The 5,234-nt window shown below is 42.1% G+C and carries 4 protein-coding genes; all 4 read right to left on the bottom strand.

Annotated elements, in window-relative coordinates:
* A partial coding sequence (locus LHW48_01225; GenBank protein ID MCB5259085.1) for a hypothetical protein occupies positions 1–318 on the bottom strand: 318 nt, incomplete at its 3' end.
* An 8-nt stretch (positions 319–326) separates the two neighbouring features.
* Complete coding sequence (locus LHW48_01220) at positions 327–3,377, bottom strand: DUF87 domain-containing protein (GenBank protein ID MCB5259084.1); 3,051 nt, start codon at positions 3,375–3,377, stop codon at positions 327–329.
* Complete coding sequence (locus LHW48_01215; GenBank protein ID MCB5259083.1) at positions 3,349–4,392, bottom strand: hypothetical protein; 1,044 nt, start codon at positions 4,390–4,392, stop codon at positions 3,349–3,351. Before LHW48_01215 ends, LHW48_01220 begins: the two co-directional genes overlap by 29 nt.
* A gap of 33 nt (positions 4,393–4,425) precedes the next feature.
* On the bottom strand, positions 4,426–5,234 hold an 809-nt coding region (locus LHW48_01210; GenBank protein ID MCB5259082.1), incomplete at its 5' end, for a hypothetical protein.

The following is a 5,234-nucleotide window of genomic DNA, read 5'->3' as shown; positions in this document are numbered from 1 at the left end:
GCCAAGTCTCTCTTCGATACCTTTGATCAGAACACCAGCGGCTGCGGCCAGTTTCTCTTGCTCACTTGTCTCTCGTGATCTCACAGGATCGATTTGATAATTGTCAAGCATGTTTTTGTATTCTGACCAGGAGTCAAAACTGTCTGGCCCCATTCCATCTTCCTCTGCCTGCAGGGCTTTGTCACCAAGTTCCTCAGGATTTTCCTCATCTTCGATGATACCCAAGCTCTTACACAAATCCACAATTACAGTAATTATGGATTTTAGTACTTCTACCGCTAGTTTCACTAGTTCAATTAGTCCAAATAGTTCGAACATGATTTCTCCTATCCTCTTAATAGATTTTTGTATTTGTTATTCAACTCTGTAAGTCTCTTTAATGAGTCTACATAGGTTGTTTCGTCAGTTACCAGCAAGGTAATGGCTTCGTGGATATCCTTGAAAAAGGGGATATCGTGGTAAGGACTGCCAAAACGTTTCTTTGTATATGCTATTGCGGCAATTGCAGCAACGTGCTTTTGAGAGCAGTAACCCGCTAGTTCATCCACCAGCTTAGAGTAGGTGTTGATGAAGCTCTTAAATGCGGGCTCAGCATTTTTTGCATCGATCTCAAGGCACTCACCACATTCGCATATGAGCTTTCTTAGTTCGGGGATCTTATCGTATGGATATGTGTTCGAAATAAATGGGTGTGGCAGATAAGCATTGATATCTGATTCCAACTGCCTCTTACGGATAGCCAGCAGTTCTTCGTCGCTGATGTCATCTTTAGCGGGATCTTTATTGTCATCTTCATCGGATTTGCTGGGAGTAGATTGGCTAGGTTCTATCATAATCCAGACGGGTTTTGACCAGCCTTGGCTAAACATGATTGCCTCTCCAGTATTAAGATTCGACAGATAGTTACGCTGCTCCTCATCCATGCTCATTGTATCTCCAACGCTGTCTTTATCATCTTTAGCGAAGATTTTGTGGATGATCTTGGTGTTTGTGTTTTTCAAAACCTCTGTCGTAAGCTTGTTTGGGATCTGGTCGACAATAATGAGGCTTTCTCCGTATTTTCTAACCTCTGCCAGCATATCGGTAAACACAGATACGCCTTGTTTTTTACATGGGCTGTCTCCATGTTCATATTTAGAGAGCAAGCGATGAGCTTCTTCTATCAAAGTAATGTGTCGAAAAGTTTTGTCCTTCTTGTATCTTCTCTTTAGTGCCTCATTGAGTCTGGCTAAGAGCAAACCCATCATCAGAGCTTTATCGGCATCATCTTTCAGGTCTTCCATTTCGATCACTACATTGGATTCCAGTAATGCGTCTATGTCAATAGATTTGCAGCAATCAAGCATCAATCCTTTTACTCCGATTGTGAAACTACTAAATCGACTGATTAGAGCACCTTCATAGTTTGATTTTAGCTCGGAGCCGAATCCTTTTTCCTTAATTGATAATCTGAGCTGGGCCACAAAATCACGGACAGTCGGGATCAATGGTAACAAAGTAGTGGAATCTCTGGGGTTCTGATTAGTCTCAATATCCCAACCAAACTTCGCGTAAATTTTGTAAAGGGCGTCTTCGATCAGTTGTGGCATAGCAGCTTCCATGGGAAATGAAGCAGTAAACGCGGCCTTTAGCATGTCAATGTGTGTGGAAACAGATTCACCTTCCACCAGTTCAAAGGGATTGAACCGGAAGGGGATTTTGGTCTCATTTCCCAAAGTGTATAGCTTCAGCGTTTTATCCTGTTTCCATAGCTTGCGGTATTCAGTCTTTGCCGGCTCAATCACCAAAAATGGAACCTTAGCCTCATGCAATAGTTTCAAACAAGTAGTGGTCTTTCCGGATCCTGTAACCCCGGTTATGAACACATGCTTGTTAAGCTCGGATGCATTCAAATGTACTTTGTGATCCTTCAGCATTCTACCATTGTCGATGAGACAACCCATTGGTATAGAGTCTTTGTCATCCAGAGCATGGCCAGGAACATTCAAGCCAAAACTAACGGCCTTTTTTAGCGCTACCCCCGGTATCTCCTTTGTAGGAACACTAACGTAAAGACTCAGCTCTCTTGACGTAAGATATGTGCTGAAACTGAGCATATCTCCATTTTGCACTCTGCTGGAAATCAGGCTTCCAAAATCATTGTATCCTGCCGCTACGTCAAAGATCTGCATACTGGAAATCATCTTCAAGAATCCCGATTCTTTGTCATTTGACACCATAGGGAGGATCCTGAGCGGAGTAAAGGACAGATCGTTTCCTTGAAACACCGATACGATCATTCGTTGAAGCCTGGTCTGAGTGGCATTGTCTCTTGCCAATGTATATACTGAGGTTTTATACAAACCTTTGTTTCTGCCATAGTTGAGCCTTTCGAGCAGTTCTTCGTCAATATACTTAAGTAGCTCTTGCTGTTTTTTGTCGATAAACTCTTTACTGTGAGACTCTCCTTTTCCTGTGTTAAATGATCTGGATTCCTGTGTGCTTACTCCTGAAGCAGTTGATTTCCCGGAAGATAACCCCTTTGTGGTTGAACTGCCACTATTTGTAGAGCTATCTTCATCGCTTTGTGATCTTCCTCTGGATTTGCTCTTACTCTCGTTTACTCCATCTGTCTTTGTCCGGGTCTCGGACTTTCCAGATGTATCTTGTTTACTCTCTCCCTCATTTGTGGATATCTGCACCTGTGTTTTAGCCAAAGGGTGAATTTGATTGTAAAGATCATGAGCGCGATCCAGCATACCATTTATTTGTTGGGTTGGCAACGGTTCGCACACAACTACAAAGCCCCATTCCTCGCCCATCATGCTGTTGATTAATCTATCCACGCCCTGAAAATCTATCTCTTCTTTGGCCTGTTCTTCAGATAGCGTAGGTGTACCAAATATCACGCCAGCTCTCTTGAAACTACTTAGCTGTTGGAATATCTCCTTTTCAGCACATTCTGTATCCTCCATTTTGGAGCCGTTGAAGCTCCCTCTGATAGCGCTTTTTAGAAATTTGCTGCTATCAAACGCGTTAAGCTTTGTAGGCTCAGAATGGAACAAGTTCTTTACCACACCAAAATAGATGCTCACACGGTGCTTCTTACCCAGAATCAAATATGCGGTGTTATACTCTGGTGAATTCATCGAGGTCAGAATGGTTTCCATCGCTTGACGCTGAGGTTGCTTTGTGTCATGACTTATCTCCAGCAACTTCATAAACCGATAATCACCGGGGTTCATTTTGGTCTCAAGCACATTCTTATATCTCGATGAGATTTCCACACAATGATCAATCTGAGGTTCCAGAAGATTGGGTGAAAGAAACAGCGTAGGTTTACTATCTACGATGGCCACGTCTTTAGGATTATTTTTTTTTACGTATGTCTTTGGCAAAGCTCCTCCTCATAGTGATAAAGTCTTTGATGTCCTTAGTTTTCTTATTGAAACCAAGTATTGAACACAGTAAAGGGTTACCTGTGTCACTGGCTTCAGAAATCTTGTCTATTTGTAGCTTTACCCCTTTCTTGATAGTACCTGCTGATTTAGGTATGTGATAAATCACTATCCCCATATCGGTTGCTCTTACTATTCTTTTAGTACCGTTCAAAACTCCACAGGTAAGTTCCATCACAGGTTGATTCTTCTTAACAAACACTCCATCTTCTTCCAGAAACCGTAGATAACTCTTGTTGGTGATCTCGCTTGAACCCAGTGCATCCATCAATGTGATCATTTCTACAGATAAGGTGCGTGAGAATAGATCTCTTTCCTGCTTGAACTCAATCAGCCATCGGGATTGCTCAGCTTGGAGAAGTTTGTTCTTCTCCTGTTCTGTTTGAAGTTTGAGCTCCAGGTTGGATATGATCTTTTCCTTTTGTTCGTTAGCAGGATGCTTCGCGTTTCTAACATAAAGATGAACAGAGGTTTGAGCCAAGTCTTCTTCGCTGATAACTCGACGCTTTGCCTCTTGTTTTGAAGCTTTAGCAGAGCTCAGAGAGAGAGAGCCGTCTTTAGTGCATTGAGCATAATAGCTTTTACTATGAATAATGATTTCCACCCCTTCCTTTGCTTCCAAGGTATCCATACTATTTGCATGCAGATTCATGGAACTAAAAAGAGTTAGAACCTCAAGGCTTGAACTATGCTTAAAGAGGAAAATCATGATCTTTTCCAACAAGTCGACTTTGATGTCTGGGCAGTAGACAAGTTTAACCAGTGATTCTGAATGGATGATTCTGGATTCTTCCAGATACTCAAGTGTTTCAGTTAGCGCATCAGCTTCCTTACTATTTGGCATGGGCAAATATCGCTCTCCCTTGAGAGGCTGTCGTTCCATGTGACCGCATTGATTTTGCCTGAATAGGCTTAAGCCTTTTGCGCTATAGACCAACACCAGTAACTGCTTCATGGCCGCTCCCTACATATCTTCAGATCGATTAACCTACACATAGATATCATATCCTTGCTCGTAACACCACTGCCGGATCTCATCTTCGGTGTCGTTTTCATCTGCTATTACTAGCAAAACTGGATTGTAGTCACTATCAACTTCATCCATCAGCTTCGCTACTAGATTCTTTAAGTTACCATTCATCCTTTTTCCAAGAGAGTTTGAGAAACAAAACATGCGCCCGGAGCGTTCAGCCTGAAGAATAAATTGGTAAGTTCCCTTGCCAGTATTGTTATTCTTGTCAATAATAAACTTAAAGACTGGCTGGTTGATTGTTGCCATCTCATCAGGATTCACCATGCGTTTAGCGATTAAGGTTCCAGGATCTTTTCTAATAATGGCAAGTCTGTAATCAATGAGAAAGGAAGACCTATTGAATGCAAGATACTCCTTCAGTTTGGGTATATCGTAGGCTCTGAAAACGACCCTTTCCTGTACCTTCTCCTCCTTGTCCTTTATAGCTGCCAGCTCTTTCAAACAGGCGACTTGAGTCTTTGTCTTCTGTACGAGATCTTGCTTCGTTTGCTTCAAATCCTCGCGCAATTTTCTGTTCTCTTTAGTTTTTATTCCAATTTCTTCCTCAAGTTTCTGAACCTTGCCTTGCAATTCCTCAATTTTGTGGGCATTCATTGATGGGTAGCAATCATTGCTGATAAGGTCGGCTAGGCTTTCATCATTCCAGGTAAAATCTGTAGTACTCTCGAAATCGTTTTGCCTACTTATCAGGAGTTTCGAGTTATCAATGTCAACCCTGTAGACACAATCGCATAGCCGCACATGAAATGTACTGTTCATCTCGG

Source organism: Candidatus Cloacimonadota bacterium, assembly GCA_020532355.1.
GTDB lineage: Bacteria > Cloacimonadota > Cloacimonadia > Cloacimonadales > Cloacimonadaceae > UBA5456.
Note: the sequence above shows the minus strand (reverse complement) of the source record. Positions and strands in the feature narration are given on the sequence as shown.